Source organism: Bradyrhizobium sp. 956_D2_N1_4, from assembly GCF_052076025.1.
In the GTDB taxonomy this organism is placed as follows: Bacteria; Pseudomonadota; Alphaproteobacteria; order Rhizobiales; family Xanthobacteraceae; genus Bradyrhizobium; species Bradyrhizobium barranii.
Map to the genome: position 1 here is coordinate 6,607,271 of NZ_CP197237.1, position 18,222 is coordinate 6,625,492.

The following is an 18,222-nucleotide window of genomic DNA, read 5'->3' on the forward strand; positions in this document are numbered from 1 at the left end:
GCTGCGTCGCAGATCCGGGACCCGTGTCCCTCCAGCGTAGGTCCCGGTTCTGCACGGCGGCACTCCGCGCCGCTATGCGCCCGGGACTAGAGAGTGTCCGATGACCAACAAATTCCGCACCCTCGACGACGTCGATGTGAAGGGCAAGCGCGTGCTGCTGCGCGTCGATCTCAACGTGCCCATGGACAACGGGCGCGTCAGCGACGCGACCCGGCTCGAGCGCGTTGCGCCGACCATCACCGAAATCTCGGACAAGGGCGGCAAGGTCATCCTGCTCGCGCATTTCGGCCGGCCGAAGGGACGCGACCCCAAGGAGTCGCTCAAGCCGGTTGCCGAAGCGCTGTCGAAGGTCGTGAACAGGCCCGTCGCCTTCGCCGACGACTGCGTCGGCGAACCCGCGGCCACGGCCGTAGCGGCGTTGAAGGATGGCGACATCCTGTGCCTGGAAAATACCCGCTTCCACAAGGAAGAGGAAAAGAACGATCCCGCCTTCGTCGCCGAGTTGGCGAAACTCGGGGACATCTGGGTCAATGACGCCTTCTCGGCCGCGCACCGCGCCCATGCCACGACCGAAGGCCTCGGCCACAAGCTGCCGGCCTATGCCGGCCGCACCATGCAGGCCGAGCTCGTCGCGCTGGAGAAGGCGCTGGGTTCGCCGACCAAGCCCGTCATCGCGATCATCGGCGGCGCCAAGGTCTCGACCAAGATCGATCTGCTCGAAAACCTCGTGACCAAGGTCGACGCGCTCGTGATCGGCGGCGGCATGGCCAACACCTTCCTGCACGCCCAGGGCGTTGGGATCGGCAAGTCGCTGGCCGAGAAGGATCTCGCCGCGACGGCGATCCGCATCATGGAGAAGGCGGAAGCCGCCAATTGCGCGATCATCCTGCCGGTCGACGCCACCGTCGCCTATCATTTCGCGGCGAACGCGCCCTCGCATGCCTACGGGCTCGATGCGATCCCGGCCGACGGCATGATCCTCGACGTCGGCCCGCAATCGATCGCGCGCGTCCACGCCGCGATCGACGACGCCGCCACGCTGGTCTGGAACGGACCGCTCGGCGCCTTCGAGATGCAGCCGTTCGACCGCGGAACCGTGGCGGCGGCCAAGCATGCCGCCGAGCGCACCAAGGCCAAGAAGCTGATCTCGATCGCGGGCGGCGGCGACACGGTCGCGGCTCTCAACCAGGCCCATGTGGCCGGTCAATTCACCTATGTCTCGACCGCCGGTGGCGCATTTCTTGAATGGATGGAAGGCAAGCCCCTTCCCGGCGTCGAAGTTCTGCGCACCAAGTAGTCAGTCGGCCTTTTAAGTCGGCCTTGCAGGCCCAAACCGGAGAAAAAGACAGATGGCTCGGATCACGTTACGTCAATTGCTCGACCATGCAGCGGAGAACGATTACGGCGTACCGGCCTTCAACATCAACAACATGGAGCAGGCGCTGGCGATCATGGACGCGGCCAACACGGTCGACGCGCCCGTCATCATCCAGGCCTCGCGCGGTGCGCGCTCCTACGCCAACGACATCATGCTCAAGCACATGATGGACGCGGTGACCGAGATCTATCCGCACATTCCGGTCTGCGTGCATCTAGACCACGGCAACGAGGCCGCGACCTGCATGACCGCGATCCAGGCCGGCTTCACCTCCGTCATGATGGACGGCTCGCTCAAGGCCGACGGCAAGAGCCCGGCCGACTGGACCTACAATGTCGGCGTCACCAAGACCGTGACCGACATGGCCCATCTCGGCGGCATCTCGGTCGAGGGTGAGCTCGGCGTGCTCGGCTCGCTCGAAACAGGCATGGGCGACAAGGAAGACGGCCACGGCGCCGAAGGCAAGCTGAGCCACGACCAGCTCCTGACCAATCCGGACGAGGCCGTGAAGTTCGTCCAGGAGACCAAGGTGGACGCGCTCGCGATCGCGATGGGCACCTCGCATGGCGCCTACAAATTCACCCGCAAGCCCGACGGCGACATCCTGGCCATGAAGGTGATCGAGGAGATCCACCGCAAGCTGCCGAACACGCATCTCGTGATGCACGGCTCCTCGTCGGTGCCGCAGGACCTCCAGGACATCATCAACGAGTTCGGCGGCAAGATGAAGCCGACCTGGGGCGTTCCGGTCGCCGAGATCCAGCGCGGCATCAAGAACGGCGTGCGCAAGATCAACATCGACACCGACAACCGCATGGCCATGACCGGCCAGATCCGCAAGGTGTTCAAGGAGCACCCGGAAGAGTTCGACCCGCGCAAGTACCTGAAGCCCGCGATGGAAGCGATGACCAAGCTGTGCAAGCAGCGGCTCCAGGAGTTCAATACCGCAGGCCAGGCCTCCAAGTTCAAGAAGGTCCTGACCCCCGCCGAGATGGCCAAGCGCTACGCCAAGGGCGAGCTCGATCCGAAGGTGGCGTAAGGCCTTCAGCCACATCCTCCCGTCATTCCGGGACACGCGAAGCGTGGGCTATGATGCGCAATTGCGCATCTGAGAATCCATAACCACAGCCTGGGGTTATGGATTCCGGGCCTGCGCCTTTCGGCGCATCCCGGAATGACAGAGGGCCCCCTTTACCCTGCGACGAACGTTAACTCGGCAATTGCCCGAGAACGGTCTATTTTCACAGGCAAGGGCAGCATCGTTTTGGGAGGACCTCTCGATGAATCTGACTGAGCTCAACAGGATCGCGACCGCCATGGTCGCGCCCGGCAAGGGCATCCTTGCCGCCGACGAATCCTCCGGCACCATCAAGAAGCGCTTTGACGCGATCGGGGTGGAATCGACGGAAGGCAACCGCCGCGACTATCGCGAGATGCTGTTCCGCTCCAGGGAGGCCATGAGCCAGTGCATCTCCGGCGTGATCCTCTATGACGAGACGATCTGGCAGGATGCGAAGGACGGCACGCCGCTGGTCAAGCTGATCGAACAGAGCGGCGCCATCCCCGGCATCAAGGTCGACGAGGGCACGCAAGCCCTGCCGATGTGCCCGGGCGAGCTCGTCACCGTCGGGCTCGACAAGCTCGCCGAACGCCTGAAGAAATATTACGAGCGCGGCGCGCGCTTCGCCAAATGGCGCGCGGTGATCGATATCGGCAGCGGCATTCCCTCGATGACCGCGATCGGCGTCAACGCCCATGCGCTCGCCCGCTACGCGGCACTGTGCCAGGCCGCGCAGATCGTGCCGATCGTCGAGCCTGAGGTGCTGATGGACGGCGATCACGACATCGACCGCTGCTATGAAGTGACGACCCGCGTGCTCAACAAGACCTTCCAGGAATTGCGCGTGCAGCGCGTCGCGCTCGAAGGCATGGTGCTGAAGCCCAACATGGCGATCTCTGGCAAGAAGTGCGCGAAGCAGGCCCCCGTCGAGGAAGTCGCGGAGAAGACAATTCGGCTGCTGAAGGCCTGCGTGCCCGCGGCGGTGCCCGGCATCGCCTTCCTCTCCGGCGGCCAGTCGGACGAAGAGGCGACTGCGCATCTCAACGCCATGCATAAGCTCGGGCCGCTGCCCTGGGGCCTGACCTTCTCCTACGGCCGCGCGCTGCAGGCCGCGCCGCAGAAGGCCTGGTCCGGCAAGGCCGAGAATGTCGCAGCCGGCCAAAGTGCATTCAGCCATCGCGCCCGGATGAATGGTCTGGCGTCCAAGGGCGAATGGCAAAGCAGCCTGGAAAAGAAAGCGGCCTAGATCTTGTCGAACAAATCGCCTCCGCCGCGCCCGGCGCCGCGTCTCTATCTCGCGACGCCTGCCGTCGATGATCCCGCTGCGTTCGTCGCCGAGCTGCCGGGCCTGCTCGCTGCCGCCGACGTCGCGGCCGTGCTGCTGCGGCTGAAGGAGACCGACCAGCGCACCATGATCACGCGCATCAAGGCGCTGGCCCCGCCGGTCCAGAAGGCGGGCGCCGCGCTGCTCGTTGAAGGTCATGCCGAACTGGTCGCACGTGGCGGCGCCGACGGCGCGCACCTGCCCGGCATCGCCGCGCTGAAAGAGGCGCTGCCATCGCTCAAGCCCGATCGCATCGCCGGCGTCGGCGGGCTGACGACGCGGCACCATTCCATGGATGCGGGCGAGATAGGCGCGGACTACGTGCTGTTCGGCGAACCTGATGCAAAGGGCCAACGCCCGTCGTCCCAGGCGATCGCCGAGCGGCTGGACTGGTGGGCCGAGCTGTTCGAGCCGCCCTGCGTCGGCTTTGCCACCTCGCTCGAAGAGGCGCACGACTTCGCCGCCAACGGCGCCGATTTCGTGCTGGTCGGCGATTTCGTCTGGTCCGATCCGCGCGGTCCCAAGGCCGCGCTGATCGAGGTCGACGCTGAGATCAAGAAGGCCCATGCGGCTGCGCTTGCGGGTCAGGAGCACGGCTAGCGCCCGACATGAAGCTCCCGCGCATCACCATCCTGGCCACGCTGCTGCTGACGGCGCCCGCGGCCGCGCAGCTCCAGATCACGCCGCCGGTGGCCACGCCGAGCGCTGTGCCTGAGAAACAGAAGCCCAAGCCGCCTCCGGCCGCCAAGAAGAAGGAGGCCGCGCCGGCGCCAAAACCTTCGGCCTCGCCCAAGCCGGCCGCCTCGCCCAAGCCGGCGCTGCCCGCAACCGTGATCCCCGCACCGGCAACCGACAATCCCAATGTCGATCTGGTGTTCGGCGCCTATCAGCGCGGCCAGTACAAGACGGCGTTCGATCTTGCCACCGCCCGCGCAGAAGCGGGCGATCCCAAGGCGATGACCATGCTCGGCGAGCTCTATTCCAACGCCATGGGCATCCGCCGCGACTACGCCAAGGCGCTGGAATGGTACAAGCGCGCCGCCGATGCCGGCGACCGCGAGGCGATGTTCGCGCTCGCCATGCTGCGAATTTCCGGCCGCGGCGGCTCGGTCGACAAGAGCGAGGCGGTGAAGCTGATGGCTTCCGCCGCCAAGCTCGGCGAGCCCAAGGCGGCCTATAACCTCGCGCTGCTTTACCTCGACGGCCAGACCCTGCCGCAGGACGTCAAGCGGTCCGCCGAGCTGCTGCGTCAGGCCGCCGACGCCGGCCTGCCCGAGGCGCAATACGCGCTGGCGACCTTCTACAAGGAAGGCACCGGCGTGCCGAAGGACCCGGAACGCGCGGTGCGGCTGCTCCAGGCGGCTTCACTGGCGGACAATGTCGATGCCGAGGTCGAATATGCCATCGCCATGTTCAACGGCACCGGCACGGTGAAGAACCAGCCGGCCGCCGTCGCGTTGCTCCGCAAGGCCTCCCGCCAGGGCAGCGCGATCGCGCAGAACCGCCTGGCCTGGGTGCTGATCAACGGCATGGGCACGTCCGTGGACAAGGTCGAGGGCTTTAAATGGCACCTGGTGGCGAAAACCTCCGGCAAGGGCGATCCGGAGCTCGACAAGCAATTGTCCGACCTGCCGGCCGAGGACCGGGGCAAGGCCGAGGCCGCCGCCAGAAAATGGCTCGGGACCAAATGACTTGACGCAAAGGCCCTCGCAGGGCACCCCATCGTTCAAACAGGCGCGATTTCGCGCCATTTCCCCCGATCAAGACCAGAGCACATGCTGTATTCCGCCACTATCAACGTCATGGTCAAGGCCGCGCGTCGCGCCGGCCGCAGCCTCAAGCGCGATCTCGGCGAGATCGAGCATCTCCAGGTCTCGCTGAAGGGGCCGGCCAATTTCGTCTCGCTCGCCGACAAGCGCGCCGAGGAGATCCTCTACCAGGACCTAGCCAAGGCCCGCCCCGGCTACGGCTTCATCGGCGAGGAAGGCGGCACCCGCGAAGGCAGCGACAAGAGCCACACCTGGATCGTCGACCCGCTCGATGGCACCACCAACTTCCTGCACGGCATCCCGCAATTCGCGATCTCGATCGGCCTCGTGCGCGAGGGCACGATCATTGCGGGCGTGATCTACAACCCCGCCAATGACGAGCTCTACATCGCCGAGCGCGGCAAGGGCGCCTTCCTCAACGACCAGCGCCTGCGCGTGGCCGGCCGCCGCCAGCTCAACGAATGCGTGGTGGCCTGCGGCCTGCCCCATATCGGCCGCGGCGACCACGAGGAATTCCGCCGCGAGATGACCGCGATCCAGGACCGCGTCGCAGGCCTGCGCCGTTTCGGCGCCGCCTCCCTCGACCTCGCCTTCGTCGCCGCCGGCCGCCTCGACGGCTACTGGGAGCGCAACCTGCAATCCTGGGACATCGCTGCCGGCATGATCATGGTGCGCGAGGCAGGCGGCACGGTGAGCGACATCGCAACGCCGGGTGATGCGCTGGTGACCGGCCACGTCGTGTGCGGCAACGAGTTCGTGCACGGGGAATTGGTGAAGATTTTGCGGAAGTAGGCTTAGGGCGAACCCTACGCTTCACACTCCGCCGTCATCACCCGCTTTGTGCGCACTTGCGCACTGGAGCGGGTGATCCAGTATTCCAGAGACGTTTGTTGGATACGGAAGGGCCGCGGCGTACTGGATGCCCCGCCTGCGCGGGGCATGACAGCTCGCCTTATGGCTTGACCGGCGCGGGCGGCCCATACGCCTCACCGTCCTTCGCGGCCTTCGGCTCTCTGTCCCCCGCCAGCACGCGCTGCACCGAGACGAAGAACACCGGCACCATCAGCAGCGCCAGGATCACCACCGCGATCATGCCGCCCATCACGATGCTGCCGAGCGCTTGCTGGCTGGCGCCGCCGGCGCCGTGGGCAATGGCCATCGGCAGCACGCCGCAGATGAAGGCAAGGCCGGTCATCAGGATCGGGCGGAAGCGCAGGCGGCAGGCCTCGATGGTGGCTTCTACTAGCGGCTTGCCTTCCTTGCGCAGGTCCTTGGCGAACTCGATGATCAGGATCGCGTCTTTTGCCGCGAGGCCGATGATGGTGATCAGGCCGACGGTGAAATAGACGTCGTTGGGCAGGCCGCGCAGCATCGCCGCGGCCACCGCGCCGACGATGCCGAGCGGCACCGTGAGCAGCACCGCGAGCGGAATGGTCCAGCTCTCGTAGAGCGCGGCAAGACAAAGGAACACCACGAACACCGACAGCGCCAGCAGGAACGGCGCCTGCGAGCCCGACAGTTTTTCCTGGAGCGACTGTCCGGTCCATTCATAACCGAAGCCGCGCGGCAACTTGCCGGCAAGCCGCTCCATCTCGACGATCGCGTCGCCCGAGGTGAAGCCGGGTTTCGCCTCGCCGGAGATGCGCACAGCGGGATAATAATTGAAGCCCGCGATCTGCGTCGGGCCGCGTGCCCATTCGACCGTGGCGAAGGAGGAGAACGGCACGAGCTGGCCACGGCTGTTCTTGACGTTGTAGTTGAGGATGTCCTCGGTCCGCATGCGGTCGCGGGCATCCGCCTGCACCACGACGCGCTGCATGCGGCCGCGGTTCGGGAAGTCGTTGATGTAGTTCGAGCCAAGATTGGTCGAGATCGTGTTGTTGATGTCCTCGAAGGTGACGCCGAAGGCGCCGGCCTTCTCGCGGTCGATCACGAGATTGACCACGCCGGCCTCGGGCAGGCCCTCGATATAGACCTTCTGCAGCACCGGGCTGGCATTGGCCTCCGCGATCAGCTGGTCGGCGGCGCGCATCAATGCCGGGTAGCCTTTCTGGCCGCGGTCCTGGAGGCGGAACGAGAAGCCCGAGGAGTTGCCGAGATTGTCGATCGGCGGCGGCTGGAGCGCAGAGATCTTTGCATCGCGGATCGACGACGACAGATCGCGGTTGATGTCGTTGACGATCGCAGCGGCAGAGTCCTTCGGCCCGCGCTCGGACCAGTCCTTCAGCGTGATGAAGGCCTGCGCGGTGTTCATGCCCTGACCGGAGAAGCTGAAGCCGGTGAGGAAGGTGACATCCTTCACACCCGGCCGCTCGGCGAGATATTTCTCGACCTTCTCGATGACGGCCTCGGTGCGGGGATACGACGAATCCGACGGCGTCTGCACGTCGGTGGTGACGAAGCCCTGGTCATCGATCGGCAGGAAGCCGCCGGGCAGGCTGACGAAGGCCCAGGAGAGACCAACCAGCAGCGCGACATAGACCAGCATCAGGCGGCCGGTCCGCTTGAGCGAGAAGCCGACGGTGCGGGAATAGCCCTCCTTGCCGCCTTCGAGCATGCGGTTGAACCAGCCGAACACGCCCCGCTTCGCATGGCCGTGGCCGGCCGCGACGGGCTTCAGAATCGTCGCGCACAGCGCCGGCGTCAGCGACAGCGCGAGGAAGGCGGAGAAGCCGATCGCAGCGACCATGGTCACCGAGAACTGGCGGTAGATGATGCCGACCGAGCCGGGGAAGAACGCCATCGGCACGAACACCGCCATCAGCACCAGCGTGATGCCGATGATGGCGCCCGATATCTGCGCCATCGCCTTCCGCGTCGCTTCCTTCGGCGGCAGGCCTTCCTCGGACATGATGCGCTCGACGTTCTCGACCACGACGATGGCGTCGTCGACGAGGATGCCGACCGCGAGCACCATGCCGAACATCGAGAGCATGTTGATGGAATAGCCGGCGAGCAGCAGCGTGGTGCACGCGCCCAAGAGCGCCACGGGCACCACGATGGTCGGGATAATGGTGTAGCGGATGTTCTGCAGGAACAGGAACATCACCACGAACACCAGCACCACGGCTTCGACCAGCGTCGTCAGCACCTTCTTGATCGAGGCCTCGACCACAGGCGTGATGTTGTAGGGGATCTCGTAGGAGATGTTGGCCGGGAAGAAGCGCGACAACTCCTTCATCTTCTCCTCGACCGCGCCCGCGGTCGCCAGGGCGTTGCCGGTCGGCGACATCAGCACGGAGAGGCCCGCGGTCGGCTTGCCGTTCAGGCGCGTGTTGAACTGGTAGCTGAGGCCGCCGACCTCGATGCGTGCGACGTCGCGCAACCGCACGGTCGAACCGTCGGCATTGGCGCGCAGGATGATGGAACCGAATTCGTCCGGCGACGAGAGCTGGCCCTTAACCAGCACCAGCGAGGAGGTGCGCTGGCTCGAGGTCGACGGCTCGGCGCCGATGCTGCCCGAAGCGACCTGTGCGTTCTGCGCGGCGATCGCCTTGTTGACGTCGTCCGCGGTCAGCCCGTAGCCGACCAGCTTTGCCGGATCGACCCAGACGCGCAAGCTGCGCTCGGTCGAATAGAGCGTGGCGCGGCCGACGCCTGGGATGCGGCGGATCTCGCCGAGCACGTTGCGGATCATGAAGTCGCCGAGGCCGACTTCGTCGAGGCTGCCGTCGGTCGAGTTCAGCGTGATGATCTGGAGCACGGCGCTCGAGGCTTCCTCGATCAGGATGCCCTGCTGGATCACCGCGCGAGGCAGCCGCGCCTCGACGCGCTTGATGCGGTTCTGCACCTCGACGGAGGCGGCGCTGGTATCGGTGCCCGGCTGGAAATTGGCGATGATCTCGACCTGGCCGAGCGAGTCGCTGGTCGATTCGAAATTGAGGATGCCGGAGGCGCCGTTGAGCTCCTCCTCGATCAGCCGCGTGACGCTGTTGTAGAGGTTTTCGGGCGAGGCGCCGGGATAGCTGGTCGAGATCGAGATCGAGGGCGGCGCGATGATCGGATATTGCGCGATCGGCAGCAGCGGGACCGCGATCGCGCCGATCAAGCAGATGAACAGCGCGACCACCCAGGCGAAGATCGGCCTGTCGATGAAGAAACTCGCCATGGCGCGTTACCGCGTCAGCTTCTGGGCGTGCCGATTGTCCGCGGTGGCGTCCGCTTCCGACCAGGATTGCGGCTTCACCTTGTCGCCGGCGGCGAACTTCTGGAAGCCTTCGACCACGACCTTGTCGCCGGCCTTCAGGCCCTCGGTCACGAACCAGAGTCCGTCCTGCACCGACCCCGTGCGCACCGGCTGCACGGCGATGTGGTTGTCGTCCTTGACGACGAACACCTCGCTGCCGCCGCCGCCATTGCGCTGGATCGCCTGCTGCGGCACCGCGATCGCGTCGCTGTCGAGACCCTGGTCGATGCGGACGCGGACATACATGCCCGGCAGCAGCTCGCGCTTGGGATTGCGGAATTCGCCGCGCAGGGTCACCTGGCCGGTATGGGCGTCGACCTTGGCGTCGGAGAACAGCAGCTTGCCATCGAGCGAATAAAGGGTGTTGTCGTCGAGCACGAGGCGCACCTTGGCGGCATCGGCCGCGATGCGCTCGAGGTCGCCGCTCTCGAAGGCGCGGCGGAGCTGGTTGAGTTCGGTCACCGACTGGGTGAAGTCGGCATAGATCGGATCGAGCTGCTGGATGCTGGCGAGGTTGGTCTCGTTCTGCACTGCGAGCGCGCCCTCGCTGACCAGCGCCGCACCGACGACGCCGTCGATCGGCGCGCGCACGGTGGCATAGTCGAGATTAAGTTTGGCGCGTGCGAGTTCCGCCTTGCGGCCTTCGACCTCGGCATGGGCCTGACGCTCGGCCGCGATCGCCTTCTCGTTCTCGGCTTCCGGGGCAGCGCGGTCCTTGGTGAGGGTGGCGATGCGGTGCGCCTGCTGTCTCGCCTGCATCAGCCCGGCCTCGGCCTTGGCGACGGCCGCCTCGGTGGCCATCACCTCGACCTCGAACGGACGCGGATCGATGCGATAGAGCGCATCGCCGGCCTTCACCTCGCTGCCCTGGCGGAACAGGCGCTCGACCACGATGCCGGAGATGCGCGGCCGCACGTCGGAGACGCGCGTCGGCGCGATGCGGCCCGGCAGCTCGCGCACCACGGCGCGCGGCTGCGGCTTGACGATGACGATGCTGACGTCAGGGTCGGCGGGCTGGGCAGCGGACACCGCAGAGACGGATTCGTCGCAGCCCGCGAGCAGCGGCGTAAAGGCCGCGAGCATGATTGCAACGCATGCCGATCGCGCGCGAAGTCCTGACATGAAGTTAAGCGCCCCGATGTTGTTGAAACTGAAATCACGCTCCGCGCGAACCCGTTCTGGGCGATTCCATGCGGCTGATGCCGTCAAGATAGAAGGTACTTGCTGCGACGCAACGCATTGCGCGGGCGGCTCAATGCCACATGACCTATCATGCTGAGTTCAGGGCGCTTTTCGGGACTCACCGGATTGTGAGTCGGGTTCCATCACCGCGAGCTGCGACAGAAGATCGCAACGAAACGTTACGAACCTGAAAGACGACCTTCTTTCGGACCGGCACAGCGCCGGTACAAAGCGCAGGATTCACCACATGAGGCGGAAGCCGCCGGTGCCCTTGTAATTGCGGTTGTCCGAGCTGTTGTTGAGGCTCGCATTGTAGGAGACCTCGCCGAAGAGGGCGTAGCGGCCATTGGCCCAGCTGTAGGTGCCGCCGCCGCCGATGCTGCCCCACAGCCGATCCTGCGCACTGGCAAAACCGATGCCTGCGACATCGACATTGGTGCCGTTGAGGAACTCGTAACGCAGATTGGCAATGCCGTAGACATCGGATCGCACGATGCCCGTGGCATCGTTCCAGGTCCTCTGATGGTTGAGGGCAAGGCCGGCGCGGCCGAGCAGGCTGTCACCATCACGCAACGCTACCTGCGCGCCGAACCGATCGGCAAAGCTGTCGAAGGCGGCCTTCGAATAGGAGAGCTGCACCTGCGGCGTCAGCGACCAGCCATTGCCGAAGCCGATCCGCTTGCCGGTTTCGGCGCTGAAGGCATAGCCAAATCCTTCATTGCCGTGGGTCAGGCTGCCGGCCAGCACGGACGACAGATCGCTGCGGTAGAACATCGACTGCGCCTGACCGTCGACATAGAAACCGTTGTCGCCATACCAGGTCAGCGTGCTGCCGACGCCCGTCCCTTCAACACGGATACGGCCATTGCCGAAGAACGACGCGACATTGGCGGTCGTCAGGCCATATTGCGCGGTGAGGCCGACGATCAGCCGGCCCCGCTCGTTCTCCAGCACGAGACCATCAAGCCCCGTCTGCACCTTCAAATGATCGGCCTTGTAGGTCGAGCCGGTGGTGTTGGAGGGCTGCAAGTCGGAATGGCCACCTTCGATGCGGCCCCAGAACGCCGTGGGCGCCGACGCGGGCCATGGCGTCGCTGCCGCCCCAATAGCGGTTGCCGACGCGCTGCTGCAGCGTCGGCAGATCGTTCATGCCGAGCAGCACCTGCGCGTAGTTCTCGTACAGCGGAACGCCCGGCTGATAGAGCGGACCGGGAGGTACCGAGGCCGGCGGATTGATCAGGCTCGAGCGCAGATACCAATCGCCGTCGCCGGGAGTGGCGATGCCGTTCTTCTGCAACGTATAGGCATAGGCGCCGCCGACCACCGCCTGCTCGCCGTGAAGGACATAGCTGCCCAGGAGCGAAAAACTGCCGTTGGACGCGCCGGCCACGTCTATCACCTTGATGCCTTCGGTGGTCTGCGCGCCGGTGCCGCCGACATTGGTGACCCGCAGCGACGACGAGCCCGACGTGCTGCCCTGCACCCGCAACAGGTCGGTCGGCGAGCCGTCGCCGCCGAGCCGGGTGTTGAGCTGCACCGTGCCGCCATTGCCGACGTAGTTGCCGACCACGGTCAGCGTGGTTCCCGGCGCGCCGCCGAGGGTGACCGTGCCGGCATTGCCGAGCGAGGTGAGCGTTTGATTGAAGCCGGCGAGGTCGAGTGTGCCGCCCGCGGCCACGTTGAAGGCCGACGCTGCGCTGAACGTGTTCGCCGCTCCCGCGCGCAGCGTACCGCCGCTCACGTTTGTCGCCCCGTTGTAGCTATTGGCGCCGGTCAGCGTCTGCGCGCCGCCGCTGACTGTCAGGCCGCCCGTGCCACCGATCACGCCGGCGAACGTGTCGTTCGCGTTGGTGATCGTCAGGTTCTTCGCGCCGAGACTGACGCCGCCGCTGCCGGCGAGGCTCTGAATGCTGGCGCCGCCGGCGGTGATGCCGGAAATGTCGAACGTCCCGTTGGCGACGACGCGGCTCGAGTTGCTGATGGCGCCCGCACCGGTGAGCGCGAGGATACCGGCCTGGATCACGGTCTGGCCGGCATAGAGGCTGCTGGCGGCGAGGTTCAGGGTGCCGTTGCCGATCTTGGTCAGTCCGCCGGCGCCGGTGAAGGCGGAGGTGGCATCGGTGCCGACCGTGAACGCGCCGGTGTCGATCGTCAGCCCGCCCGCGAGGATGTTGAGCTTGGTGCCTGAAAATCCGTTGATGAAGGTAGCGTTGCTAGCCGTCGCCCGCAGGATACCATTGTCGAAATTGGCCTGGCTCGCCCCGGCCACGCCCCGCAGGGATTGAGTTTCCAATATGCCGCCGCCACTGATGTTGAGCGTGCCGGAAGATGAGGCGCCGTTGGCCAGGACCGTGCCGGCTCCTGTAACGACGCGCCCGCCGTTTTGGATGTTGAGCGTGCCCGCGCCTAGAAAACCGACAAAGAAATTTCCACCTGGAATGCTCCATTGCGAGCCTGCTCCGGTGACCGTCACGATTCCGGTGGTTCCGGCCGCAACTCCGATCCGCGATGAGCCGGTACTCGTCAGCGTGCTGCCGTTCTGGATCGTCAGATTGCCGGCCGGTGCACCGCTGTTGCCAATGCTGATGGTCCCCACCGAAACGCTGAACGGGCCGCCGACGCCGAGGATCGTCTCCCCTTGCGGCGGCGCACCCAGGATACCGATGTTGACGGTTTGACCTGGGACGGGAGGGGCGGCGGTCGTCCAGTTGCCCCCGGTCATCCAATCGTTGCTGGTCAAGCCGGTCCAATTGGCCTGGGCCGAGGCTGATCGTGTGAACAGCGCCGACAGCGCCACAACCAACAGGCTCGCCAGCAGCAAGCGAAGCATGCGAGTCCGGTGGGTGCCGGGGGAACAATGCCGAGTCCGATTCGGACTCCTGCGAAGCATGTCATCTGATTGTCGTCGGATCGTCGCAGCAGCCCCGATGCATTCGCGCATGCACTATTCCAATTGCGTCCGCACCGTTCGAGGATGCGGATTTTCTTGTCGTGTGGTCCACGAAGTACAACCACAACGCTAGGCGAGCAGAAACGATCAGACAACAATCGAAACGTGTTTCTCCGAAGATGCACGCGGCGTGTGCCGTTTGCGCAACGAAAGACGCTTAACAAGTTCTTTCGGGAGTACGCGCCCTAACCCGCCTTCATCCGGTAGTGGCTGACGCCCCATTCGCTGCCATCGGCGTAGCCAAACAGCCCTGATGTCGCGAGGAAGAACCAGCGCCAGCGTCGCATCCACAAAGCGGTCTCCTCGCCATGGACTTTGCGCAGGGACGCTTCGATCGTGTCGCGATGCGCATCGAAATTGGCGAGCCAGTCGTTCGCGGTGCGCCGATAGTGCGTTCCGCTCCAGCACCATTCCTTCTCGATCCTGAAGACGTCGCCGAATTGCCTGACGAGGTGATGGCTCGGCATCAATCCATCCATGAAGACATGCTGCGCGATCCAGTCCTCGCGATTGGCGCGGTCGAACAGATGAGAGCCGGAGCGATGGGTGACGATGTGCATGAAGAAGCGCCCGTCAGGCGCGAGCCAGGACCGCACGCGCGTCATCAGCTTGCGCCAGTTCATCATCTGCTCGAACATCTCGACCGAGACGATGCGGTCGAATTGCCCGTCGGGCGCGAACACGTTCATGTCCGCGGCGACCACGCGCAGGTTCAACAGCCCGCGCAGCTGCGCCTGCTCCTCGACATAGGCGCGCTGGGTCTGCGAGTTCGACACCGCCGTCACCTTCGCATGCGGGAACCGCCGCGCCATCCACAGCGACAGCGAGCCCCAGCCGCAGCCGAGCTCGAGGATGGTCTGGCCGTCGGCGAGACCGGCGTGCTCGACGGTCTGGCGCAGCGCCTCCTCCTCCGCCTCCTGCAGCGTGCTCGCATCGGACTTGTAGAAGCAGGACGAATATTTGCGGTTGGGGCCGAGCACCTCCGCAAAGAACGCCGCGGGCACCTCGTCATGCCCGGCATTGACGGCATCCGCGTCCCCGGCGATCGGCCGCAGGATCATCCGCCCGGCGAAGGCGGCATCGTCGGCCGCGCCCAGCGCGGACATGCGCGTCGCCGTGCGCGAGCACAGGCGCTGGATCGCGGCGCGGATCACGACGTCGGGCAGCGGCACGCGTTCGGCAGTCCCGAAGATCGCGGAAACGACGCTCATGCGATCACTCCGTTGATCAGGTCTCGTTGTGGCGGCGGCGGAAGGAACGGACAGGTTCGGGCGTTGCCACCCGCCCGGCGGGCTCTGAGGTCCAGACAGGATCGACCGCGCCGCAGATGCCGCCGCGCCACCCAGGCGAGCGCCATCCGGACCGCGAGCAAGAGCGCGATGACGGCCACTCCCCAGGATTCGTCACCATGCAAAAAATCCGACCTAAGCCTGCGGAATGCCGAAGTTTTGCAAATTGCGCCTCTATCAAAGCGCGGTTTCAGCTTTGGGTTCCGAGAGCTCTCCACGAAATCGGCACATCCGGCGCTTTTTTTGGGCTACCGCTGTGCCATAGTGCGCCCCGCAAGCAAGTTCGTAACGGATGATACCGGCCATGCCGCCAGGCGCCTCGCACCGCTCCCCCATCGATATCGAATATACCAAGCTATCCTCACCCAGCGTTTTCCTGGTGCGGATGCTGGTCTTTCTGGTGCTGTGCACCCTGGTCGGCGTGGTGCTCTACAAGCAGATCATCCTGGCCTTCTTCGCCAATCCCGGCCTCAATGCCCTGATCGGCGGCGTGCTGTTCATCGGCATCATCCTGGCCTTCCGCCAGGTGATCCGGCTCTACCCCGAAGTCTCCTGGGTCAACAATTTCCGCATCGCCGATCCCGGCCTGGCGCCGTCCCGGCACCCGAAGCTGCTGGCGCCGATGGCCATGATCCTCGGCGGCGAGCGCACCGGGCGGATGTCGATCACCCAGACCACCATGCGGCACCTGCTCGATTCGATCGCGACCCGCCTGGACGAGGCCCGGGACATCTCCCGCTACATGACCGGCCTGCTGGTCTTCCTCGGCCTGCTCGGCACCTTCTGGGGCCTGATCGAGACGGTCGGCTCGGTCGGCAAGGTGATCGACGGGCTCAAGGTCGGGGGCGATTCCGGCGCCCTGTTCGACACGCTGAAGGAGGGCCTCGCCGCCCCGCTCGGCGGCATGGGCATCTCGTTCTCGAGCTCGCTGTTCGGCCTCGCCGGCTCGCTGATCCTCGGCTTCCTCGATCTGCAATCGAGCCAGGCCCAGAACCGCTTCTACACCGACCTCGAAGACTGGCTCGCCACCACCGTGCGCGAATATGGCCACGGCGAGGTTGCGGTCGCAGCCGCCGGTGGCGGCGGCGGCGTTGCCAGCGGCGAACTCCAGGCCGCCGTCGAGCGCTTACGCTCCGTGCTCGAGGAAGGCAGCGCCAGCCGCGGCACCACGGCGGCAATGGCGAGCCTTGCCGAAGCCATCCAGGCGCTGGTCTCGCACATGCGGACCGAGCAGCAGATGATCCGCGAATGGGCCGACGGTCAGGGCGAGCAGAACCGCGAGATCCGCCGCCTGCTGGAGCGCATCGCGCGCCAGCCGGAGAAGGGCTGAGCCGCGCAAGAAGTATCGTGCGCCGGACGCAGCGCAGCACGCGGTGATGCGCTGCTGAGCCGGGGCCCAGAGAAACAAGGAATGGGTCCCGGCTCTGCGCAGCAGCGTTGCACGCTGCAGCGCGTCCGGGACACGAGAGAACGGAGACGACAATGGCTCTAGCCCGCGGCCGCCGCAGCGAAGCCGGCTTCAACTACTGGCCCGGATTCGTCGACGCGCTGTCGACGCTGGTGCTGTCGATCGTGTTCCTGCTGTCGGTGTTCCTGGTCGTGCAGTTCTTCCTGTCGCAGGAGGTCACCGGCAAGGACAAGGCGCTGGAGCAGCTCAACGCCAAGATCGCCCAGCTCAACGAGCTCTTGTCGCTGGAGAAGCTCGGCAAGCTCACGCTGGACGACCAGGTCTCGCAATTGAAAGCGGGCCTCGCCTCGGCCGAGACCGAGCGAGATCGCATCAAGGGCCTCTATGACGGCCTCGCCGCTGCCGGCAACGACGCCCAGGGCAAGTCCACTGAGCTCGGCAAGGCGCTGGACTCGGAGAAGTCAGTCTCGGCGCGAGCGCTGGCGCAGATCGAGGTGCTGAACCAGCAGATCAGCGCGCTGCGACGGCAGTTGGCGGCGTTGGAGGAGGCGCTCGACGCCAGCGAGAAGCGCGACAAGGAATCGCAGAACCGCATCGCCGATCTCGGGTCTCGCCTGAATGTTGCCTTGGCGCAGCGCGTGCAGGAATTGTCGCGTTATCGCTCGGAGTTCTTCGGCCGCCTGCGCACCATTCTGGGCAATCGCCCTGACATCCGCATCGTCGGCGACCGCTTCGTGTTCCAGTCCGAAGTGTTTTTCGACACCGGCCAGGCGACACTTCTGCCGGAAGGCCGCGCCGAGCTCGACACATTGGCGACCGCGCTGATCGATCTCGACAAGAAGATCCCGAGCGAAATCCCCTGGGTGCTGCGCGTCGACGGCCACACCGACATACGCCCGGTCAGCGGCGCGAATTTCAAGTCCAACTGGGACCTGTCCGCGGCGCGCTCGATCTCGGTGGTGCAATACCTGATCTCGCTCGGCGTGCCCGCCCAACGCCTCGTCGCCGCCGGCTTCGGCGAATTCCAGCCGCTCGACACCGCCAACACGGAAGAGGCCTTCAAGCGCAACCGCCGCATCGAGCTGAAGCTGACGGAGCGGTAGTGAGCGCCCTCCACCTCCGCCCCTACCGCCCCGAGGACGAAGCCGCCTCGATCGACCTCTGGCATCGCACCTGGCAGCAGGCCTATCCGCAGATCGATTTCGCCGCGCGGCTGGACTGGTGGCGCGAGCGCTGGCGCAAGGATCTGGTGCCGAAAGCCTCGATCGTGGTCGCGGAAGCGGACGGCGTGCTGACCGGCTTCGTCACCATCGACGGCGAAGGCTATCTCGACCAGCTCGTGGTCGATCCCGCGCACTGGGGCTCGGATGCGGCCAGGCTGCTGGTGGATGAGGCCAAGCGGCTGTCGCCGTCAGGCGTCACGCTGCTCGTCAACAAGGACAATGCCCGCGCCATCCGCTTCTACGAGCGCAACGGCTTTGCCCAAGCCGGCGAGGATCTGAACCCGACCTCGGGACGGCCGGTGCTGAAGATGACATGGCGGGCGTGACGAGGTTTGCTGCCGACCCCCCTCCGCTGTCATGCCCCGGCTTGCCGCCTTCGCTGAAGCTTCGGCGTGCCGAGCGCTCGTGTGGGCCTCGGCGTAGCCTTGGCGGAGCCGGGACCGGGGCATCCAG

General features: G+C 65.7%; 12 protein-coding genes and 1 pseudogene. 9 read left to right on the forward strand and 4 right to left on the reverse strand.

All coding sequences use genetic code 11. From position 1 onward, the window contains the following. The first annotated feature begins 100 nt into the window (after positions 1-100). From AB7535_RS31300 to AB7535_RS31325, 6 genes are all read left to right on the forward strand, one after another. Entirely contained in the window at positions 101-1,297 is a 1,197-nt protein-coding gene (locus AB7535_RS31300; protein ID WP_071916653.1) for a phosphoglycerate kinase, read from the forward strand. A 52-nt stretch (positions 1,298-1,349) separates the two neighbouring features. Then, positions 1,350-2,417 (forward strand): class II fructose-bisphosphate aldolase, encoded by a 1,068-nt coding sequence (fba, locus tag AB7535_RS31305; protein WP_071916654.1) that lies wholly within the window; start codon positions 1,350-1,352, stop codon positions 2,415-2,417. A gap of 241 nt (positions 2,418-2,658) precedes the next feature. Continuing rightward, positions 2,659-3,684: a class I fructose-bisphosphate aldolase gene (locus AB7535_RS31310; protein WP_028150907.1), complete on the forward strand. Its 1,026-nt coding sequence runs from the start codon at positions 2,659-2,661 to the stop codon at positions 3,682-3,684. Positions 3,685-3,687: 3 nt separating this feature from the next. Continuing rightward, positions 3,688-4,362 carry a thiamine phosphate synthase gene (locus AB7535_RS31315; RefSeq protein ID WP_231143941.1) on the forward strand — a complete coding sequence of 225 codons (675 nt, stop codon included), beginning with the start codon at positions 3,688-3,690 and terminating at the stop codon, positions 4,360-4,362. A gap of 8 nt (positions 4,363-4,370) precedes the next feature. Next, positions 4,371-5,453, forward strand: coding sequence for a tetratricopeptide repeat protein (locus AB7535_RS31320; RefSeq protein WP_231143940.1), 1,083 nt, complete (start codon positions 4,371-4,373; stop codon positions 5,451-5,453). Between the two features lie 84 nt (positions 5,454-5,537). After that, the gene (locus AB7535_RS31325) at positions 5,538-6,323 is read left to right on the forward strand and encodes an inositol monophosphatase family protein (RefSeq protein WP_028150910.1); all 786 of its coding nucleotides are present in this window, start codon (positions 5,538-5,540) and stop codon (positions 6,321-6,323) included. A gap of 160 nt (positions 6,324-6,483) precedes the next feature. Here AB7535_RS31325 and AB7535_RS31330 read toward each other — a convergent pair whose 3' ends face one another. The 4 genes and pseudogenes from AB7535_RS31330 to AB7535_RS31345 form a co-directional block, all read right to left on the reverse strand. Beyond that, entirely contained in the window at positions 6,484-9,639 is a 3,156-nt protein-coding gene (locus AB7535_RS31330; protein WP_231143939.1) for a multidrug efflux RND transporter permease subunit, read from the reverse strand. Positions 9,640-9,645: 6 nt separating this feature from the next. Next, a complete protein-coding gene (locus AB7535_RS31335; protein WP_231143938.1) occupies positions 9,646-10,839 on the reverse strand; it encodes an efflux RND transporter periplasmic adaptor subunit in 1,194 nt (397 codons plus the stop codon). 300 nt (positions 10,840-11,139) lie between these two features. Then, positions 11,140-13,840 (reverse strand): annotated as a pseudogene (locus AB7535_RS31340) (autotransporter family protein). 194 nt (positions 13,841-14,034) lie between these two features. Then, a complete protein-coding gene (locus AB7535_RS31345) occupies positions 14,035-15,060 on the reverse strand; it encodes an SAM-dependent methyltransferase (RefSeq protein ID WP_354113068.1) in 1,026 nt (341 codons plus the stop codon). A 382-nt stretch (positions 15,061-15,442) separates the two neighbouring features. Here AB7535_RS31345 and AB7535_RS31350 point away from each other — a divergent pair, with 382 nt between their 5' ends. From AB7535_RS31350 to AB7535_RS31360, 3 genes are all read left to right on the forward strand, one after another. Continuing rightward, positions 15,443-16,468 (forward strand): flagellar motor protein MotA, encoded by a 1,026-nt coding sequence (locus AB7535_RS31350; RefSeq protein WP_231143935.1) that lies wholly within the window; start codon positions 15,443-15,445, stop codon positions 16,466-16,468. Positions 16,469-16,620: 152 nt separating this feature from the next. Further along, positions 16,621-17,649, forward strand: a complete 1,029-nt coding sequence (locus tag AB7535_RS31355; protein ID WP_135214699.1) for a peptidoglycan -binding protein — start codon at positions 16,621-16,623, stop codon at positions 17,647-17,649. Further along, a complete protein-coding gene (locus AB7535_RS31360) occupies positions 17,649-18,095 on the forward strand; it encodes a GNAT family N-acetyltransferase (RefSeq protein ID WP_231143933.1) in 447 nt (148 codons plus the stop codon). Before AB7535_RS31355 ends, AB7535_RS31360 begins: the two co-directional genes overlap by 1 nt. The last annotated feature ends 127 nt before the right edge of the window (positions 18,096-18,222 follow it).